General features: G+C 61.1%; 18 protein-coding genes. 6 read left to right on the top strand and 12 right to left on the bottom strand.

Going from position 1 to position 18,079, the window contains the following annotated elements; all coding sequences use genetic code 11:
* The first annotated feature begins 314 nt into the window (after positions 1-314).
* The gene (locus ACM6IO_RS01765; protein ID WP_008040964.1) at positions 315-1,358 is read left to right on the top strand and encodes an AraC family transcriptional regulator; all 1,044 of its coding nucleotides are present in this window, start codon (positions 315-317) and stop codon (positions 1,356-1,358) included.
* Positions 1,359-2,568: 1,210 nt separating this feature from the next.
* Here ACM6IO_RS01765 and ACM6IO_RS01760 read toward each other — a convergent pair.
* The 8 genes from ACM6IO_RS01760 to ACM6IO_RS01725 form a co-directional block, all read right to left on the bottom strand.
* On the bottom strand, positions 2,569-3,579 hold the full coding sequence (locus tag ACM6IO_RS01760; protein WP_223452508.1) for a YeiH family protein: 1,011 nt from the start codon (positions 3,577-3,579) through the stop codon (positions 2,569-2,571).
* The gene (locus ACM6IO_RS01755) at positions 3,576-3,902 is read right to left on the bottom strand and encodes a Rieske (2Fe-2S) protein (protein ID WP_414910783.1); all 327 of its coding nucleotides are present in this window, start codon (positions 3,900-3,902) and stop codon (positions 3,576-3,578) included. The genes ACM6IO_RS01760 and ACM6IO_RS01755 overlap by 4 nt, the downstream gene beginning before the upstream one ends.
* The gene (locus tag ACM6IO_RS01750; protein WP_414910782.1) at positions 3,899-4,561 is read right to left on the bottom strand and encodes a DsbA family oxidoreductase; all 663 of its coding nucleotides are present in this window, start codon (positions 4,559-4,561) and stop codon (positions 3,899-3,901) included. Before ACM6IO_RS01750 ends, ACM6IO_RS01755 begins: the two co-directional genes overlap by 4 nt.
* Positions 4,558-5,877, bottom strand: a complete 1,320-nt coding sequence (locus ACM6IO_RS01745) for an MFS transporter (RefSeq protein ID WP_008032908.1) — start codon at positions 5,875-5,877, stop codon at positions 4,558-4,560. Before ACM6IO_RS01745 ends, ACM6IO_RS01750 begins: the two co-directional genes overlap by 4 nt.
* Positions 5,878-5,968: 91 nt before the next feature.
* Positions 5,969-7,021, bottom strand: coding sequence for a 3-keto-5-aminohexanoate cleavage protein (locus ACM6IO_RS01740; protein ID WP_008032909.1), 1,053 nt, complete (start codon positions 7,019-7,021; stop codon positions 5,969-5,971).
* Positions 7,022-7,108: 87 nt separating this feature from the next.
* Positions 7,109-7,957: a TauD/TfdA dioxygenase family protein gene (locus tag ACM6IO_RS01735; protein ID WP_414910781.1), complete on the bottom strand. Its 849-nt coding sequence runs from the start codon at positions 7,955-7,957 to the stop codon at positions 7,109-7,111.
* A 13-nt stretch (positions 7,958-7,970) separates the two neighbouring features.
* Entirely contained in the window at positions 7,971-8,951 is a 981-nt protein-coding gene (locus ACM6IO_RS01730) for a quinone oxidoreductase family protein (protein ID WP_008032914.1), read from the bottom strand.
* A gap of 163 nt (positions 8,952-9,114) precedes the next feature.
* Positions 9,115-9,327, bottom strand: a complete 213-nt coding sequence (locus ACM6IO_RS01725) for a DUF3079 domain-containing protein (protein WP_223452503.1) — start codon at positions 9,325-9,327, stop codon at positions 9,115-9,117.
* Positions 9,328-9,488: 161 nt separating this feature from the next.
* Between ACM6IO_RS01725 and ACM6IO_RS01720 the strand changes: the two genes are divergently transcribed.
* The 5 genes from ACM6IO_RS01720 (at position 9,489) to ACM6IO_RS01700 (ending at position 13,037) form a co-directional block, all read left to right on the top strand.
* Complete coding sequence (locus ACM6IO_RS01720; RefSeq protein ID WP_192226490.1) at positions 9,489-9,848, top strand: hypothetical protein; 360 nt, start codon at positions 9,489-9,491, stop codon at positions 9,846-9,848.
* Positions 9,849-9,935: 87 nt separating this feature from the next.
* The gene (locus ACM6IO_RS01715; RefSeq protein WP_280163527.1) at positions 9,936-10,460 is read left to right on the top strand and encodes an iron transporter; all 525 of its coding nucleotides are present in this window, start codon (positions 9,936-9,938) and stop codon (positions 10,458-10,460) included.
* The gene (locus ACM6IO_RS01710) at positions 10,461-10,793 is read left to right on the top strand and encodes a cupredoxin domain-containing protein (RefSeq protein ID WP_008032923.1); all 333 of its coding nucleotides are present in this window, start codon (positions 10,461-10,463) and stop codon (positions 10,791-10,793) included. It abuts the gene before it with no gap.
* Between the two features lie 22 nt (positions 10,794-10,815).
* Positions 10,816-11,670, top strand: a complete 855-nt coding sequence (locus tag ACM6IO_RS01705; protein WP_414910780.1) for an FTR1 family iron permease — start codon at positions 10,816-10,818, stop codon at positions 11,668-11,670.
* Positions 11,658-13,037, top strand: a complete 1,380-nt coding sequence (locus tag ACM6IO_RS01700; RefSeq protein ID WP_192226484.1) for a 4Fe-4S binding protein — start codon at positions 11,658-11,660, stop codon at positions 13,035-13,037. Before ACM6IO_RS01705 ends, ACM6IO_RS01700 begins: the two co-directional genes overlap by 13 nt.
* 33 nt (positions 13,038-13,070) lie before the next feature.
* Here ACM6IO_RS01700 and ACM6IO_RS01695 read toward each other — a convergent pair whose 3' ends face one another.
* The 4 genes from ACM6IO_RS01695 to ACM6IO_RS01680 form a co-directional block, all read right to left on the bottom strand.
* Entirely contained in the window at positions 13,071-14,690 is a 1,620-nt protein-coding gene (locus ACM6IO_RS01695; protein ID WP_008032931.1) for a methyl-accepting chemotaxis protein, read from the bottom strand.
* Between the two features lie 92 nt (positions 14,691-14,782).
* Positions 14,783-15,478 carry an anaerobic ribonucleoside-triphosphate reductase activating protein gene (locus tag ACM6IO_RS01690; protein ID WP_414910779.1) on the bottom strand — a complete coding sequence of 232 codons (696 nt, stop codon included), beginning with the start codon at positions 15,476-15,478 and terminating at the stop codon, positions 14,783-14,785.
* Complete coding sequence (nrdD, locus tag ACM6IO_RS01685; RefSeq protein ID WP_008032934.1) at positions 15,475-15,642, bottom strand: anaerobic ribonucleoside-triphosphate reductase; 168 nt, start codon at positions 15,640-15,642, stop codon at positions 15,475-15,477. The genes ACM6IO_RS01690 and nrdD overlap by 4 nt, the downstream gene beginning before the upstream one ends.
* Positions 15,643-15,674: 32 nt before the next feature.
* Positions 15,675-17,690 (bottom strand): ribonucleoside triphosphate reductase, encoded by a 2,016-nt coding sequence (locus ACM6IO_RS01680; RefSeq protein WP_414910778.1) that lies wholly within the window; start codon positions 17,688-17,690, stop codon positions 15,675-15,677.
* Positions 17,691-18,079: the final 389 nt, after the last annotated feature.

Here is an 18,079-nt window from a genome sequence, read left to right as displayed (position 1 = left end):
GCCAGGGGCTTTTTGTAGGACTGACATTAAAGAGCGCCCACCCCAGGCGCTTTTCATTGGACGTCAGGCACTTTTCTTTTCATGACAGATTTCCAGGTATTGGCGCGCGCCGACCACTGGTCGAAAATCCCCACAGGTTCTCTGCAGCTCACTGTAATCAATGGGTGTGCGTCGATTGCTCCACGACAACGGAGGTGATTGCGGACAGAAACTGGCGAGCGCCCTCGACAACATCGCAACTGTTCAATCGCTGATGTGCTGGATATAGTCGCCACGCTCATCTGAATCGCAACCGGCCCAGGAAAGACCTTCGCATGCCCAAGCTTGTTCGCGCCGCCGTCTTGACCAACTACCTGGAGGTTACTCAGTACCTGGGGTTCAACCCGCGCGATGTACTGGCCGGCGTCGGCTTGAGCAAAGCCCTGCTGCAAGCCCCTGAGCATCGCATTCCCATCGATGCCGCCGTGCGACTGCTGGAGGATTCAGCCGCCGCCAGCGGCTGCCAGAACTTCGGCCTGAGCATGGCCGAGTCGCGCCAGCTCTCGGACTTCGGCGTGGTCAGCCTGCTGCTCAGCCATCAGCGCACGTTGCGTGATGCCTTGCAGGTGGTGGTGCATTACCGGCACTTGATGAATGATTCGCTGGCCATCTTCATTGAAGAGGCCGGCAAGATGGTGATCATTCGCGAAGAGGTGGTCACCGACTCGCCGATGCCCAGTCGACAGGCCACTGAGCTTGCCATCGGCGTGATGTTCCGCCTGTGCGCCGCCCTGCTTGGCTCTCACTGGCATCCCTACAGCGTCAATTTCACTCACCAGGCCCCCGACAACCTTCAACTGCACCGTCGCCTGTTCGGCTGCACCCTGGAGTTCGGCAGTGAGTTCAACGGCATCGTTTGCGCAGGTGCCAGCCTGGACATGACCAACGCCAATGCCGACCCGGCCATGGCCCGTTACGCCCAGAGCTACCTCGATTCGCTGCAAAGCCACCAAGGCACTTCGATGCTGTTCGAAGTGCGCAAGGCCATCTACCTGCTGCTGCCCATGGGCCGCGCCACCATCGAGCAAGTCGCGCAGAGCCAGGGCATGAACGTTCGCACCCTGCAACGTCGCCTCAAGGATGATGGCTGTGCGTTCAACGATGTGATCAACGATGTGCGCCGCGACCTGGTGCTGCGTTATCTGGACAACCCGAATTACACGCTTGGTCGCATTGCCGACATGCTTGGCTACTCGATGGCGAGTTCGTTTACGCGGTGGTTCATCAGTCAGTTCGGCATGCCGCCGGCGACGTGGCGGGTGCAAAAGCAAGGTTCGGCAAAAGCCCCGACGGACGCGGCCCCACCCAAACCCTACTGATATCGCGCCTGTTGTAGGAGTGAGCCAGACAGCCGACCAATCTCTTTCAGGTGTACATATCCATTCCTGCGGTAACGGCCGCTATGGGTTTCGCCCTTACGGCGAGTCACTTGCAGAAGCGGCAAGTAACCAAGCGCTCTTGCCCCTTTCGTTCGGTGCCTCGCCTAGGCTCGGCATGCCCTCGCTCCGGCCCTGCTCCGTGGGCCCGCCGCCATCGGCCATCCATGGCCGGGGGCGGCTAACCCGGCATCCATGCCGGGTTGCCCACTGCGCAGAACCTGCGCTCGGCCTCTCGAGGGGGCGCTCAGATCAAAAGCTGAAGGCGAGCTAACGCTCGGCCTGATGAGTGGTGGAAATCAAAAGCATACGTGTCCCCTGTAGGAGCCGGCTTGCCGGCGAAAAAACGTCGGGGCAACGCGTTCATTCAGACAGCCCGCGTTATCGTTGACGTCCATCGCCAGCAAGCTGGCTCCTACAATTTTGAGTCGTGTGAACCCAATCCCCGTGTAGGAGCCGGCTTGCTGGCGATAGCGGTGAATCAGTCAACGTATGTATTGGCTGGACGGACGCCATCGCCAGCAAGCCGGCTCCTACAGGGGAATGTGCAAACATCCAAAATTAGTGCGGCCACCACAGTGCGGGAGTGTGCGCACGACCGTAGAGCCAGGTCGGCTTTCAGGCCGCCTCGGCGGCTGTGGCGGTCGTCGCCCCCTCGAGAGGCCGAGTGGAGGTTCTGCGCAGTGGGCAACCCGGCATGGATGCCGGGTTAGCCGCGCACGGCCAAGGATGGCCGATCGCGGCGGGCCCACGGAGCAGGACCGGAGCGAGGGCATGCCGAGCATTAGCGAGGCACCGAACGAAAGGGGCAAGAGCCCTTGGTTACTTGGGGCTTTTCCAAGTGACTCGCCGTAAGGGCGAAACCAATAGCCGCCGCATCCGAAAAAACGGATATGTACTCAAACAACAATCTCCCACAATCTTTGACGCGACATGGATCAACGCTGGCAAAGGCACCGATGGAGGTCAACGATGACGTGGGAAGCCTGGCCTCTGGCCCTTCCCTGGCAAGCTCACACCGGGCAAAAAAAACGGCGACTGCTGGCACAGTCGCCGAAAAAAACCGGTGTTGTCGACACCGGTCGAGGACACCACCACAGTGAGGAGTCAACCGCGGTGCAGCCCTCTGTCAAAAAGCGTTATGCGTCGGGTGTCAAAGGCCCCAGTGCAGCAACAACAGCACCAGCACGACGAGGAACACCGTCTCCCCCACCATCAACAGGATCGGCTTGATACCCACCGCCGCCAGTTCCTTAAGCTGGGTCTTCATGCCCAGGGCACTGATGGACACCACCAGGCACCAGCGCGACAACTCATTGATCGAGCCCTGCACCACCGGGGCCACCCAGCCGGTGCTGTTGATGCACGCCAGCAACAGGAAACCGACGGCGAACCACGGCAACAACGGTGGTCGCTTGCCGGTCGGATCGGCGCCCTGCATGCGGGTAATCATCGCGGCGGTGACGATCACCGGCAGCAGCATCGCGACCCGCATCAGCTTGACCACCGTGGCCGTATCGCCGGTCTCGGTCGACATGCTGTAACCGGCGCCGACCACCTGGGCCACGTCATGGATGGTCGCCCCGAGAAACACCCCCGCCACTTGCGGCGACAGTTGCAGCCAGTTGGCAATCATCGGGTACACAATCATCGCCAGAGTCGACAGCGCCGACACCCCAATCACCGTGAACAACGTCGCGCGTTCTTTCTGCGGATGATTGGGCAGCGCTGCCGCCAACGCCAACGCGGCCGATGCACCACAAATTGCCGTGGCCCCTCCGGTGAGCATGCCGAACAAACGCTGAAAGCCCAGCGCCTTGGCAGCGATCACTGAAACGCCGATGGTCACCACCACCAGAATCACCACCAGCGCCACTGGCTTCCAGCCCAGCGCAGCCATCTGTTCAAGAGTGATGCGCATGCCCAGCAGCGCCACGCCGATGCGCAACACGGTGCGCGCCGTGAACTCGATGCCGGCCTTGCAGGCACCGTCGCCGGCCAGAAAATTCAGGGCCATGCCCAATAGCAAGGCAAACAGCATCACCGGCGCACCGTAGTGCTCGGACAAAAAGGACGCGGCCGCCGCCACGATCAGACTGACGACAAAACCCGGCGCCAGTTCGCGCGTTCGGCTGTGGATACGGGTGAGAGCGATGGCGCTCATGGCGCGGCCTCCTCGGGAACAATGACGATGAATGCCTGGCCGTCGATGAGCTCGACCGGGTAGTTGGCGACTTTGACTGCGGTGGAATTGAGCAGGTAACCGCTGCGCAGATCGAAGCGCAGACCATGGGCGCAACACTGAATCACTCGCCCCTCAAGACGCCCGCCACACAGCGAGGCGCCCTGGTGCGGGCAACTGTCGTCGATGGCGAACAAGACACCTCCGACGTTGAACAGCGCCAGGCTTTTGTCATCGAATTCGAACAGTGCACGACCGCCGACCTGCGGGTGTTTGCCGGCAGGCACGGGGATACGCCGGGTCATACAGGTTGCCGCTCGTAATCACTTTCTTTCAGTGCCTGGCTCATGGCCCCGAGCAACACCGCTGCAGGTTGCGCACCCACCACGGTCATGCGGCGATCGAACTGAAAGCCGGGTACGCCACTGCTCGCCTCGGGTGATCCGGCAAATGGCGTGGCGTCGCCCGTCAGGCAGTCAGCCAAGACCTGCGCATCAATGCCGCAGGAGCGGGCAATGGCGAGCAAGGTCTCGCGGCAACCAAGGTTTTCGCGTTTGCGGAAATAAGCGGCGAACAGCCGCTCAAGCAACATTTCACTCTGGGCAGCGTTGCCCTGCGCGCTGACCCGCTCGAACAGGCGATGGGCGTCTGCGGTATTGGGCATCGTCTCGATCTGGCCGAGGTCGATGCTCAGTCCAACCGCCGCGGCAGCCTTTTGTACCTGGGCCTGGCGCATGGTCATGGCATCGGCATTGCCCAGGCGCTTGCGGTAGAAATCGACAAAGGGCTCACCCTCCAACGGCAACTGCGGCAGCAACTGCACGCCATGCCACTGCGTGCTGATCTGCACATCCGGATGGCGACTGCGAAACTGTACCTGCGCATGCTCCAGTTGGCGTTTGCCGATCAGGCACCAAGGGCAGATAAAATCGAAAAACACATCAATCTGTAGACGACGACTCACAACTTCACCTCTAACCCGGCCTGGCTGACGGGGTCAGGCACGCGCTGACCCTGAAGGCGGGCAATATCTTTGTGGTAATGACACTTGGCATAAAAGAACACGGCCGCTGCCGCGAGGCTGACCAATGGCACCAGTTGGAAAGCGGCATGCAGGCCGATGAGGTCCGACACCCTTCCTGTGATGAACGGCCCCGGCGCCAGTCCCAGCATGTTGTTGGCCAATGTCAGCGTGGCGAAGGCCGTGCCATGGACCGAGTAATGGGTCAGGTTGGCGACCATCGCGCCAGCCGGGCCGGTGGTGCCGGTGGCAATCAGCATGCCCAGGCAAATCAGTGCCAGTTGCATAGGCCCTGCCGTCATTGCGAACGCCGCCGACAGCAGCAGGCAACTGCCCAGGCAAAAGGCGATGGCCAGGCTGACCTTGCGTTCCGGCGAATTGCGACACAGCCGATCGCTGAGCATGCCGCACACAATCATCCCCGCACCGCTGCACAGCACGATGATCGCCGCCATGGCGCCGGCTTTGTCCGTCGGCATGTCGTAGTAGCGATTCAGGTAGCTGGGAATCCACACCATCACCGTGCCGCCGACGAACAGCTGCAAGCCGCTGGCGACGTAGGTCGCTACCACTGAACGGCTGGACCACAGCGTACGCAGCGGACGCTTGGCCCCCGCGACAGCCTTGGCGACCCGTTGCGGAGCGATGCGCGCTTCCTTGACGATGATCGGATAAAGCATCGCCAGCACCAGGCCAAACAACGCCATGCCGGCGAACGACCAGCGCCAGCCCAGCTTGGCCGCGATGGCACCGCCCAACGCCATGCCCAGCACCGAGCCGAACATGCCGCCCGCCATGAACGCGCTGGCCAGGGTGGCGCGCATGTGTTTCGGAAACACCGAAATCACCACGGCGATACCGACGCTGCCATAAGCCGCTTCACCGACGCCGACCATGAACCGGGCAATGAACATTTGCTGGTAATCCTGCGCCAATGCGCAGCCCAGCGTGGCCAGGCTCCACAGCAGCGCCATCAGCGCCAGGCTCTTGACTCGTCCAAAGCGGTCAGCCATCAACGACAGCGGGAATGTCAGCAGGCCGACCATCAAGGCAACGATGCCGCTGAGCAACCCGAGCTGGCCGTCGCTCAGGGCCCACTCGCTCTTGAGCAGCGGGAACACCGCGTTCAGCACCTGACGCGACATGTAATCGGAAATCAACAGGCCGAACGTCAATGCAAAAACGATCCAGGCATATTGGCGCGAAACGCCGACGCAACCTGCGTCGTCATCGTCAGCGGCGATTGGGTGAAAGGCCATGCAGCCTCCTCAATGCTTTTATTTATTGTTGTTATCAAGCGTGTTGCAGTGCGGTGGACGAGAGGTTGCGGCCCCTCGTCCGGACCGCCGGTCAGCCGCGTTGCGGCACACCCTTTTGCCCAGCCTTGCGGTTGGGGGCCATACCGTTGGCCAGCAGGGTCTGCTCGATGCTGTCGTACTTCACACCGATGCGATAAATCTCGCGGGCTTCTTTGCCCGTGGCGATTTCGCGACCCAGTTCATGGGCAATGCGCACGGTTTGCTGGATCTGCGCCACCGAGCCGAAGCGATCACCCTTGTGATCAATGATAGTGTCTTCATTGCCCACGCGTGGGTGCATGCCCATGGCCATCGACATGGTGTTGAACGGCATGACGTTCTTGAGCAGCGACTCGGAGGTCAGGGTGCAGCCGTTCGGCGCGCGGTGGATGAAATTGAAGAAGTTGAACGGGTTCGGGCCGTCGAAACCGCCACCGATGCCGATCCAGGTCAGGTTCAGCGGGCCCTTGTAGATGCCCTTGCGCACCAAGCGCTCGAGGGTTTCCAGGGCATGCATGCCGGTCAGCTGGAAGTGCGGCTGGATGTCGTTGTCCATCAGGCGCTTGAGGTGCTCGGCAACCCAGGCCGGGCCGGCCGGCACGGTCATTTCGCTGTAGGCAGCCTGGATCAACGGGTTAGCCAGTGAGGTACCTTCCAGGTATTGCGGATACAACAGCTCCATGATGTTCATCTGGGTGGTGTTGATCGCCACCGTGACCTGATCCGGTTTTGGCGTCAGCTCGGCCAGCATGTGGCGGGTATCGTCGGACAGCCACTTGGCGGCTTCGCCATCACTTTCCGGGGCGAAGGAAATCGAACCGCCGACCTGGATGATCATGTCCGGCACCGCTTCGCGCACACCAGCGATCAGCTCGTTGAACTTCGACAGGCGCTTGGAACCCTTGCCGTCCAGTTCACGCACATGCAGGTGCAGGACCGTGGCGCCGGCTTCATAGCAATCGACCGCTTTCTGGACTTGCTCGTCCATGGTCAGCGGGATGTCTTCCGGGAAATCTTCAGGCATCCATTCCGGGCCGTACGGGGCCACGGTGATGACTACTTTTTCCATGTTTTCCGGGTGCAGGGAATCGTCGAAGAATTGCATGATTTACTCCACTTTTTATGATTGTCCCGCCCACCCGGGATCGTGCCGGGCAGACGTGTTTACGAGTGCGTATGCAGAAAGGGTCGATCAGTAGGTCTTGTCGCCGATGATCCCGGCGCGCTCCATCTTGCGATGGCACGGCGGGTAATCCATGACGGCGTAGTGCTGGGTACTACGGTTGTCCCAGATGGCGATGCTGTTGGGCTTCCAGCGCCAGCGCACCTGATACTCGGGGATGTACGCCTGGCTGATCAGGTAGCGCAGCAATTCGCTGGCGCCGGGGTTGGCGTCCTGGCCGAAGCGCACCCGCTCAGAGGTGTGGTAGTTGCTGATGTGGGTGGTGAAGGCGTTGACGAACAGCACCTTCTCGCCGGTTTCCGGGTGGGTGCGCACCACCGGGTGTTCGGCGTCCGGGTACATCGCCTTGAGCGCCAGGCGTTTCTCGATCGGCATCGCCGCACCGAAACTCGCTTCGATGCTGTGACGGGCACGCAGGTCGGCGATTTTCACCTTCACGTCTTCCGGCAAACGCGCATAAGCCTCGACCATGTTGGCCCACATGGTGTCGCCGCCGACCGGTGGGCATTCCACGCAGCGCAACACGCACCCCATTGGCGGCGCCTCGCGCCAGGTGGCGTCGGTGTGCCAGGCGTTTTCATAGCGGTCCATCGGCTGGTCCGGATTCTTGTAGATCCGCACCAGCCCCGGATGATCCGGATCGCTGCCGGCCACCGGATGGTCTTCCAACTCACCAAAGCGGCGAGCGAAGGCCACGTGCTCGTCGCGGGTGATGTTCTGATCACGCAGGAACACCACCCGGTGCTTGAGCAACTGGGCACGAATCTCGGCAAACAGACCGTCGTCATGCACCGCGTCGGCGAGGTTCACGCCGATCAGTTCGGCGCCGATGTTGCAGGTCAATTGTTCGACTTTCATGGCTGGCCGCTCCTTAAATGACGAAAATCGACGAACCGGTGGTCTTGCGCGACTCAAGATCGCGATGAGCCTGCACCGCATCCTGCAAGGCGTAGTGCTGGTTGATCTCGATCTTGATCCGGCCGCTGCCGACGTGGTCGAACAACTCACCGGCCAGCGCAGCTTTCTCCGCAGGGTCGGCGATGTAGTCAGCCAGGGCCGGACGGGTCAGGAACAACGAGCCTTTCATCGCCAGCATCACCGGGTCGAACGCAGGGATCGGACCGGATGCCGTGCCGACGCACACCATCAGGCCACGACGCTTGAGCGAATCCAGGGAGCCGGCGAAGGTGTTCTTGCCGACGCTGTCGAACACCACGTTGACGCCGACGCCATCGGTCAACTCGCGAACGCGGGCGGCGACGTCTTCATGGCTGTAATTGATAGTATGGTCGCAACCGTGAGCCCGGGCGATTTGGGCCTTTTCCTCGGTCGAAACCGTGCCGATCACGTTCAAACCGAGCAATTTGGCCCACTGCGAGACGATCAGGCCGACGCCACCGGCGGCGGCGTGCAGCAGAATGCTGTCGCCTTCCTTGAAGTCGTAGATGCGGCGCATCAGGTACGAAGACGTCAGGCCGCGCATGGTCATGGCCGCAGCGGTCTCGAAACTGATGGTTTCCGGCAGTTTGATCAACGGCGCGGCCGCGATCAGCCGTTCGGTGCTGTAGGCGCCAAGGGTGTTGAGGAAGCCGGTATAGGTGACGCGGTCCCCCACCTGGACGTTGGTCACCCCTTCGCCAACGGCCTGGACCACACCGGACGCTTCAACCCCCATGCCGTTGGGCATCGGAATCGGGTAAGTGCCATTGCGAAAATAGGTGTCGGCATAATTAAGGCCTACAGCCACATGACGAAGACGAACCTGGCCTGGACCGGGATCGCCGACCTCGACCTCCTCATAACGGAGGACTTCGGGACCACCGGTTTCGTAGAAGCGTACGGCGTTGGCCATTTTTTCTTATTCTCCAGTCTGTACAGCGTCGATTTGCGCTGATTGGACTGTAGGACGCAGTCTGGTGAGCCGCTTCTCATCAGACGACACAGGCTTTTCATTTCATGACAGATGGTTGCGGGCATGGAACGCAAGACTGCGCTATGACCAGGTTGGACCTGCGTCAGATATCGTCATCCGCCGCCTTGGTTGTGACGATGAGGGGCTCGATACCCCAATCGCCGGGCACATTCCAGTCTTCGCCAAACATCTCGGCCGGATGCATCGTACGCTCGGAGCCATTGCCGCACGCCAACGACTTGGCCGGACAATACCGGTCGCACCCCCAGCAAATCCGCTCGGGGTGTTTGGGGTTGTCGGGGAAGTTCTTGGCCATGCCGATCTCCAGTCATTGAGAGGCGTGCTTCCCAAGCTACAACCATCGCGCGCAGCTGTCCTTGATGGATATCAAGCTATCGACATCGCGTGACTGCCCTCCCCCGATCATGATCCTGAGGCTAAGCTGATAACGGCCGAACAGACTTGGAGGCGTCGCTCATGATCAATAAAAATCCTCACCCGAACGCAGAGACACCCGACCGTCCACCGCTGTCGACATGGGACGATCAAGACGCCGCAACATCCATCGATAGCGATGCCTTTATCGCCCCGCCTGCGCTGACAAACGCCGAACTGGTTCACTTGCGTGTCCGCGTGATTGCCCTGGAAAATCTGGTCATCGCGCTGCTGGCAGAAGGTTCGGAACGTCAGCTCGCCGTTGCCCGGGAAATGGCCGGCTACATTTCCCCCAGAGCCGGATTTACCCAGCATCCGTTGACCGTCCATGCGGCGGCACAGATGACCCACAGCGTCGAGCGCGCCCAGCGATTTCGCCGGCGCGACGAGCCGTCGGTTTAATTACTGAAAACTTGATAGCAATCATTATTGTTCGCAGCAAACCTTCCTAGACTCGGGTTCCTACTCGTCAGTGCCCAGGAAGAAATCATGCGTACCTCTCTCACACTCGCTTTGCTCTTGTTCGTACCGCTGGCTCAGGCCAAGGAATACCCGATCGGCGAACCACAGCTGTGTCCGGGGCTGGAAGTCGGGGCGGTTTATCTGCAACCGATCGAGATGGAACCGGCAGGCATGATGCGCGCCACTGCGGATTCGGATGTGCACCTGGAGGCCGACATCCGCGCCACTGCGGATAATCACCAGGGCTTTCAGGAAGGCAGTTTCGTGCCCTATCTCAACGTCTCTTTCAATCTGAAAAAGCACGGCAACGACCCGGAACTCAAAGGCGATTTCCACGCCATGGTCGCCAACGACGGTCCGCACTACGGCGACAATGTGAAGCTGATGGGGCCGGGCAAATATCAGCTCACCTTCACCATCCTGCCACCCGGTGGTCACGCCTCTCTCGGTCGCCACACCGACAAGGAAACCGGTGTCGCGCCCTGGTTCGAACGCTGCGAACTGCACTACGAATTCGTCTACGCCGGCATTGGCAAAAAAGGCGGCTATTGAATGAAACGCCTGCAGGTTGCCTGCCTGCTGGTGGCTGGAGCCCTTGCGCCGTTGACCGCCCATGCCGAGTTGCCGAGCTACGAACTGATCCTGCGCGATGGCCACTTCACGCCGGCCTTGCTGGAGGTCCCGGCCGGGCAGCGATTCAAGATCGTCCTGAAAAACAACGGTCAGGGGCCGGCCGAATTCGAGAGCACACCGCTGCGGGTTGAAAAAGTCATGTCACCGGGCGTGACCACCTTTGTCGTCATTCACCCGCTCAGGCCCGGTCACTACCCGTTTTTCGACGAGTTCAATCCGCAATTGCCCGAGGGCGGCATCCTCGCGAAATAACCTGTCAGCGCACGGAGTTTTCATGAATCAATCAATGTTCATCGTCTGGCGCGAAAGCGTCGAGGCGTTGCTGGTGATCGGCATTCTCCAGGCCTGGGCCAGCCAGCAGTACCAGGGCCATCGACTGGTCAAATACTTGTGGGTCGGCGTGGGGCTGGGGTTGCTGCTCTCGGGTCTGTTGGCCGTGCTGATTCTGTTTGCCGGCGAGGCCATGAGCGGCTCGGCCAGTGAATGGTTCCAGGCCGCACTCGCCCTGGTCGCCAGCCTGTTGATCGTGCAAATGGTGGGCTGGATGCACCGTCACGGGCGCTCCCTCAAACAGGATTTGCAGCGCCACGCCGACAGCCATCTGGCCCGGCAAGGTGGCATGGGGTTGTTGCTGCTGGCGATGCTCGCGGTCAGTCGTGAAGGCAGTGAAACGGTCGTGTTTCTCTATGGCGCCGGTGCTCAACTGCGAGGCCCGCAGCTCGGCTTGTTTGCCATCGGCGGTGCCATGGGGCTGGTGCTGTCGGCGTTGACCATCATCCTGCTGCACAGCAGCCGCCGGTTCATTTCGTGGCAACGATTCTTTGCCATCAGCGAAGTCATCCTGCTCATGCTCGGGGCCGCATTGCTGGTCAGTGGCACCGAGCGAATCGGCGGCCAACTGCTCGCCCTCGATCTGCCGGAGCAGGTTTACGGCGTCATTGGCGACGCGTTCTGGGACAGCAGCGTCTTACTGAGCGACAGCCATGGACTCGGTGGTTTCCTGGCCGGTTTTGCCGGTTATCGGGCAACCCCCAGTGCCCTGACCTTGCTGGTGTGGATCGGTTACTGGCTGGTCGTCGGCGGATGGCTACGGCAACGGACGATGGAAAAAGTCCCATGCCTGAACTGAGTTGGCACAATCGATGGCTCCAGCGACTGGGTGACGGGATGCGTCGTCATGCGCGGTTCATTCGTGCCGCGCAGTGGCTGGTTGTGGTGTTTTACGCAGTGCTGCTGGTGATCCCGCCGCTGTTACCGCTGCCGGACAGCCAGGCACGAATGCTCGACAACCTGACCTTGCTTGCGCAGTTTCTGTTTTGGGGGATCTGGTGGCCGTTCGTGCTGCTGTCGATCGTGATGTTCGGTCGACTCTGGTGTGGCGTGCTGTGTCCGGAGGGCTCGCTCAGCGAATGGGCCAGCCATTACGGTAAAGGCATGGGCGTGCCGCGCTGGTTGCGCTGGGGCGGCTGGCCGACCCTGGCGTTCTGCCTGACGACCCTCTATGGCCAGTTGATCAGCGTCTATGACTACGCCCAGGCGGCGCTGCTGATTCTAGGTGGTTCGACTGTCGCTGCGGTGGGCGTCGGGTTGTTGTTCGCCCGAGGCAAGCGGGTCTGGTGCCGTTACCTGTGCCCGGTCAGCGGCGTGTTTGCACTGCTCGCCCGCCTGGCGCCGGTGCATTTTCAGGTCAATGAACAACGCTGGATAGAAAACGCCCCGCCACGCCTGCCACCCCCCAACTGCGCACCGTTGCTCGATATCCGACGCCTGCAAGGCGCCAGTGATTGTCATGCCTGTGGGCGCTGCAGCGGGCAACGTGGTGCCGTCCAGTTGATCGCCCGGTCGGGCAATCAAGAGATTCTTCACGCGACGTCGCAGACGCTATCCCCGTGGGATGCTCGCTTGCTGCTGTTCGGTGTGATCGGCCTGGCGATGGGCGCATTCCAGTGGACAGTCAGCCCCTGGTTCGTCGCCCTCAAACAAACGCTTGCCCAATGGCTGGTTGAACACGACCAGCTCTGGGCCTTGCAAGACAACGCGCCCTGGTGGCTGCTCACCCACTACCCGCAGCTCAACGACAGCTTCAGTTGGCTCGACGGGTTCAGCATCGTCACTTACCTGAGTTTGAGTTCGGTGCTGCTCGGCACCGTGCTAATGGTTCTCTTGCGCCTGAGCGCTCGACTGGCGGGTGATCGTGCACTGTATTGGCCCCTGGCGCTCACGCTCACGCCCCTGGGTGGTGCAGGACTGTTTCTCGGGTTGTCGGCAACCACCGTGAAACTGCTGCGCTATGAAGGTTTGCTGCTGGAATGGGTGCAACCGGTCAGGGCCTGCCTGTTGGTGGCCGCGATAGGCTGGAGTTTGCTGCTGGGATGGAAGCGACTGAGCCGCGAAAACCGCTCTCTGGCGCGGCGCATGTCGGGCAGCGCCTGCCTGCTGTTGGCCAATGGTTTGATCGGGTTTGGCTGGTGGTTGCAGTTCTGGGGCTGGTCCTGAGCGCCCACCTCCACAACCACCTGCCCGGTGGGTCTAGACCTTGAATCGCGCCACGGTCTGATGCAGCGCCCCGGCCATCTGTGCCAGTTCATGGCCAGCGGTGTCGGTGTGCTGCGCACCCAGCAAGACTTGCTCGGACAAGGTGCGAATCCCCACCAGATTGCGATCCACCTCACGCGCCACCAACGCCTGCTCCTCCGTGGCACTGGCAATCATCAGGTTGCGCTCATTGATCTGCGAGATGGACCGGGTGATCTGATCCAGTGCATCACCTGAGCGCTGCGCCACTTCCAGGGTGGCTCGCACCAGATGACTGCTGCTTTGCATGGCCGTCACCGCATGGCCGGTATCCTGGCGAATGTTGCCGATCATCTGCTCGATTTCCTGGGTGGACTCCTGCGTGCGATGCGCCAGCGCGCGCACTTCATCGGCGACCACGGCAAAGCCGCGCCCGGCATCCCCGGCCCGTGCGGCTTCAATTGCCGCGTTGAGGGCCAGCAGATTGGTCTGCTCGGCGATGCTGCGAATCACGTCCAGGACTTTGCTGATGTCCTGCACCCGGCCCGCCAGTTGCTCGATGCGTTGCGAGGTGTCGGTGACGCCATCGGCCAGTTCGCCGATGGCAACCACGGTTTCCTGAACCTGTTCGCGGCCGCGCTGCGCGGTTTGCTCGGACTGTTTGGAGGCCTCGGAAGTACTGACCGCGTTGCGCGCCACTTCATCCACCGCAGCCGTCATCTGATTCACCGCCGCAGCCGCCTGCTCGATCTCCAGCCCCTGCAATTGCAGGTTGCTGGCGGTCTGGCTGCTGACGGCACTCAGTTCTTCGGAAGAGCTGGCTACCCGGTCAACCGAAGAAGCGATGTGCTTGACCATGGCATTCAGGCTTTGCTGCATCTGATGCATGTTCATCATCACACTGCCGTCGGCACTTGCCCCCACCGGCACCTGAATCGTCAGGTCGCCCTCGGCGATTTCACTCAAGAACCGTGCGGCATCATCCGGCTCGCCACCCAATGGCCGGGTCACACTGCGCGTGACGACTATCGCAGCGGCAATCACCAGCGCCAGGCAGAACAGGAACAACCCGAGCATGTTGCGCCGGGCATCGCTGTACAGCGCCTGCGCCGACTGTTCACGGTCGATGAAGATTTTCCCTTGCAGCGCCATCAACTCATCCAGGCTGCGATACACCTCGGCTTCGGCCGGTACGACTTTCTGCTTCAGCTGGGCCATGGCATCGTCGGAAGCCCCTTGCCGAATCAAGACCTGCACCTGGGTGAACGCGGCAACGTAGGCTTCGCGGTTCTTTTTCAGGGCCAGGTAAGCGGCTTTGCCCTCTGGCAGATAGAACAGCGGTTCAAGGGTTTCGAGCGCCTGGGTGATGCGTTTCTTGGTGGCGTCGATCGACTGCTGCACTTGCTGATTGTCCTTGTTGATCAGCAAGTCCCGGGTGTTCCTGGCGTTATCGCGCACGCCCGTGGCAATGACCATGATCGGCTCGATCTTCGGCCAGTCCTGTTTGACGATGACCACCGCCTGTTCCTTGAGCGTTGCCAGATCGTGCAACGCGTAAAACGCCATGCCCATCAGCGCCAGCGGCGCGATTGCAAAGCCGATGACGATCCGTTGTGCCGTGGTTAATTTAGCCATATCAAATGCTCCCAGTTTGATACCTGCCTGATTGGCAGCGCATTTGAAATTCATGGTGGATGTCACTGTTGAACGTTGTTCCTCGGGTTCGGTTACCCCCGTAACACGAACGCTGGAAACAACTCGCGCATCGCTTCCCAAAGATCGGGTAGCAAGGCCTGTGCCGAAACGCTCGGCAGCAGCGGATCGAACATTCGCTCGGTGCGCACCAGTTGCACGGCGAAGCGCTTGACGCCCAGCGCGCTCAATCGCTGCGCGAGGGTCAACAGACGTGCCGGTTCGACGAGATGCCAATGCACGGTGGTGCGGCATTCGTAGTCGACATCGCTGGCCAGCAGATGCTCGAGGCTGCGCCAGTTGGCTGTTCCGCTGCCCTCGACGCGGGTGATGGCCTGGCAATCCTCGGGCAATGCCTTGACGTCGAAGCCCACCCAGTCGGCCCCGGCCAGCGCCTTGGCGAACGCGGCCGGCTTGATGCCGGCGCTGTGCAAACCGATGCGAAATCCCATGGCGCGCACTTCATCCATGGCGCCGGGCAACGCGTCCTGCAAGGTCGGCTCACCGCCGCTGAACACCACGGCATCGAGCAGGTCCTGTCGACGTTGCAGAAACGCCATAACCCGCCGCCAATCCACTTGCTCGGTGCCACGAGGCGGGATCAGTTGCGGGTTATGGCAGTAACGACAACGCCAGGCGCACCCCTGGCAAAACAGCACGCAAGCGAGCTGTCCCGGATAGTCGATAGTGGTCAGGGGCACCATGCCCCCGACCCGCAGCATTCGACTCATTGGCGCCCGGCCACGGCCGCGCTTTCGGTGAAGTGCACCCGTTCGCGGTGCTCCGACTGTTTGCCCGGATTGAACGCCGACACCGGACGGTGATAACCCATCACCCGGGTCCAGACTTCGCAGCGTTGACGTTGAGCCTGGGGCAGTGTTTGCGATGCAATCATGGTGAAGCTCCTTGCGGTTGAGTGGATCGAAATCAGTGAACGGTGCCGGTTTGCTGTTCTTTGAGCAGCAGGATCTCGTCGCATTTGGGGCAGAACTCGTGCTCGCCATCGAGGTAGCCGTGCACCGGGCAGATGGAGAATGTCGGGGTCACGGTCAGGTACGGCAGGCGGAACCGCCCGAGGGCTTTGCGCACCAGTTGCTTGCAGGCTTGGGTCGAAGAAATCCGCTCGGCCATGTACAGATGCAAGACCGTCCCGCCGGTGTATTTGCATTGCAATTCGTCTTGCAGTTCCAGGGCCTCGAAGGGGTCTTCGGTGTAGCCCACGGGCAGTTGCGAGGAGTTGGTGTAATACGGCGCCTGCGCGCTGCCGGCCTGGAGAATGTTGGGATAGCGCTTGAGGTCTTCCTTGGCGAAACGGTAGGTAGTGCCCTCGGCCGGCGTCGCTTCGAGGTTGTAGAGGTGGCCGGTTTCTTCCTGGAAACGCACGAGCGTGGCGCGCACATGGTCCAGCATCCTCAGGGCAAACTGCCGACCGTGCTCGGTGTGCATGCCCTCCTTGTCGCCGGTGAAATTGCGCAACATTTCATGCAGGCCATTGAGGCCGATGGTCGAGAAATGGTTGCGCAAGGTGCCGAGGTAACGCTTGGTGTACGGGTATAAACCGGCGTCCATGTGATGCTGAATCACCTTGCGCTTGACCTCCAGGCTCTCCATCGCCAGTTCCATCAGCGTGTCCAGACGCTTGAGCAAACCGCTGGTATCACCCTTGAACACATAACCCAGTCGCGCGCAGTTGATGGTCACCACGCCGAGCGATCCGGTCTGTTCCGCCGAGCCGAACAAACCGCCACCGCGCTTGAGCAACTCGCGCACGTCCAGTTGCAAGCGGCAGCACATCGAACGTACCTGATTGGGCTGCATGTCCGAATTGAGGAAGTTCTGGAAATACGGCAGGCCGTAACGCGCGGTCATCTCGAACAGGCGGTCAGCGTTTTCACTGTCCCATGGAAAATCATGGGTGATGTTGTAGGTCGGGATCGGAAAGGTGAACACCCGCCCTTTCGCATCGCCGGCCTGCATCACCTCGATGTAGGCGCGGTTGAGCAGGTCCATTTCGGTTTGCAGGTCGCCATAGGCAAACGGCATTTCCTCACCGCCGATGATGGGAATCTGCTCACGCAGATCCTGCGGGCAAACCCAGTCGAAGGTCAGGTTGGTAAAGGGCGTTTGCGTGCCCCAGCGCGACGGTACGTTGAGGTTGTAGATGAATTCCTGGATCGCCTGGCGTATCTGCTCGAAACCCAGCTGGTCCTTGCGCACATAGGGCGCCAGGTAGGTGTCGAACGAACTGAACGCCTGGGCACCGGCCCATTCGTTTTGTAGGGTGCCAAGGAAATTCACCATCTGCCCCAGGGCACTGCTCAGGTGCTTCGGCGGACCGGCTTCGACCCGTCCCGGCACACCGTTGAGCCCTTCGTGCAAGAGCGTGCGCAGCGACCATCCGGCGCAATAACCGGCGAGCATGTCGAGGTCGTGCACATGCAAATCCGCCTCGCGGTGGGCCTGGCCGATGGCTTCGCTGTAGACCTCGTCCAGCCAGTAGTTGGCGGTGACCTTGCCCGACACGTTCAGCACCAGCCCGCCCAGGGAATAGCCCTGATTGGCGTTGGCCTGGACCCGCCAGTCTTCACGGTCGAGGTATTCGTTCATGGAGGTGGCGACCTCGACCAGGGTCCGGCGGTCGCGGCGCAAACGTCCGTGCTGTTCGCGGTAGACGATGTAGGCGCGCATGGCGAAGAAAAAACCGGCGTCCATCAGCACCCGTTCGACACGGTCCTGGATCTGTTCGACATGCAGTCTCGGCAGCCCTTCCAGGCGGGCGAGTACGGCCTCGAGCAGGCCTTCGGCTTCAACGTCGGTGTATTCCCCGGTTGCCCTGCCGGCAGCGATCAACGCCTGACGGATCTTGTCGGCGTCGAAGGCAACCAGGTCACCGTTGCGCTTGTGCAAACGGTTACTTCCTACTGAGATCAGCGTGCTTTGCATTCGGCCTCCAGATACTACATATAGATTTTTATTCATCTAAAAACACAACATGCAGTGGAGGTTACGGACAAAGGACGGATCTGCAATTGACCGATATCAAGATTTGGCGGTGATTGCTGAGCATTTGTTTTTGGTGTGTATATCCGTTGTTGTGGTGATGGCGGCTGGCGGTTTCGCCCTTACGGCGAGTCACTTGGAAGAGCCCCAAGTAACCAAGGGCTCTTGCCCCTTTCGTTCGGTGCCTCGCTTTGGCTCGGCATGCCCTCGCTCCGGTCCTGCTCCGTGGGCCCGCCGCCATCGGCCATCCATGGCCGGGGGCGGCTAACCCGGCATCCTTGCCGGGTTGCCCACTGCGCAGAACCTGCGCTCGGCCTCTCGAGGGGGCGCTT

The sequence above is a fragment of the Pseudomonas sp. IT-P44 genome (assembly GCF_949768225.1).
GTDB classification, from domain to species: Bacteria; Pseudomonadota; Gammaproteobacteria; order Pseudomonadales; family Pseudomonadaceae; genus Aquipseudomonas; species Aquipseudomonas migulae.
Note: the sequence above shows the minus strand (reverse complement) of the source record. Positions and strands in the feature narration are given on the sequence as shown.

Coding starts and splice junctions, on each gene's coding strand:
- ACM6IO_RS01765 (WP_008040964.1), top strand. CDS start 315: ATGCCCAAGCTTGTTCGCGCCGCCGTCTTGACCAACTACCTGGAGGTT.
- ACM6IO_RS01760 (WP_223452508.1), bottom strand. CDS start 3,579: ATGAGCGCCATCGCTCTCACCCGTATCCACAGCCGAACGCGCGAACTG.
- ACM6IO_RS01755 (WP_414910783.1), bottom strand. CDS start 3,902: ATGACCCGGCGTATCCCCGTGCCTGCCGGCAAACACCCGCAGGTCGGC.
- ACM6IO_RS01745 (WP_008032908.1), bottom strand. CDS start 5,877: ATGGCCTTTCACCCAATCGCCGCTGACGATGACGACGCAGGTTGCGTC.
- ACM6IO_RS01740 (WP_008032909.1), bottom strand. CDS start 7,021: ATGCAATTCTTCGACGATTCCCTGCACCCGGAAAACATGGAAAAAGTA.
- ACM6IO_RS01735 (WP_414910781.1), bottom strand. CDS start 7,957: ATGAAAGTCGAACAATTGACCTGCAACATCGGCGCCGAACTGATCGGC.
- ACM6IO_RS01730 (WP_008032914.1), bottom strand. CDS start 8,951: ATGGCCAACGCCGTACGCTTCTACGAAACCGGTGGTCCCGAAGTCCTC.
- ACM6IO_RS01725 (WP_223452503.1), bottom strand. CDS start 9,327: ATGGCCAAGAACTTCCCCGACAACCCCAAACACCCCGAGCGGATTTGC.
- ACM6IO_RS01720 (WP_192226490.1), top strand. CDS start 9,489: ATGATCAATAAAAATCCTCACCCGAACGCAGAGACACCCGACCGTCCA.
- ACM6IO_RS01715 (WP_280163527.1), top strand. CDS start 9,936: ATGCGTACCTCTCTCACACTCGCTTTGCTCTTGTTCGTACCGCTGGCT.
- ACM6IO_RS01710 (WP_008032923.1), top strand. CDS start 10,461: ATGAAACGCCTGCAGGTTGCCTGCCTGCTGGTGGCTGGAGCCCTTGCG.
- ACM6IO_RS01705 (WP_414910780.1), top strand. CDS start 10,816: ATGAATCAATCAATGTTCATCGTCTGGCGCGAAAGCGTCGAGGCGTTG.
- ACM6IO_RS01700 (WP_192226484.1), top strand. CDS start 11,658: ATGCCTGAACTGAGTTGGCACAATCGATGGCTCCAGCGACTGGGTGAC.
- ACM6IO_RS01695 (WP_008032931.1), bottom strand. CDS start 14,690: ATGGCTAAATTAACCACGGCACAACGGATCGTCATCGGCTTTGCAATC.
- ACM6IO_RS01690 (WP_414910779.1), bottom strand. CDS start 15,478: ATGAGTCGAATGCTGCGGGTCGGGGGCATGGTGCCCCTGACCACTATC.
- nrdD (WP_008032934.1), bottom strand. CDS start 15,642: ATGATTGCATCGCAAACACTGCCCCAGGCTCAACGTCAACGCTGCGAA.
- ACM6IO_RS01680 (WP_414910778.1), bottom strand. CDS start 17,690: ATGCAAAGCACGCTGATCTCAGTAGGAAGTAACCGTTTGCACAAGCGC.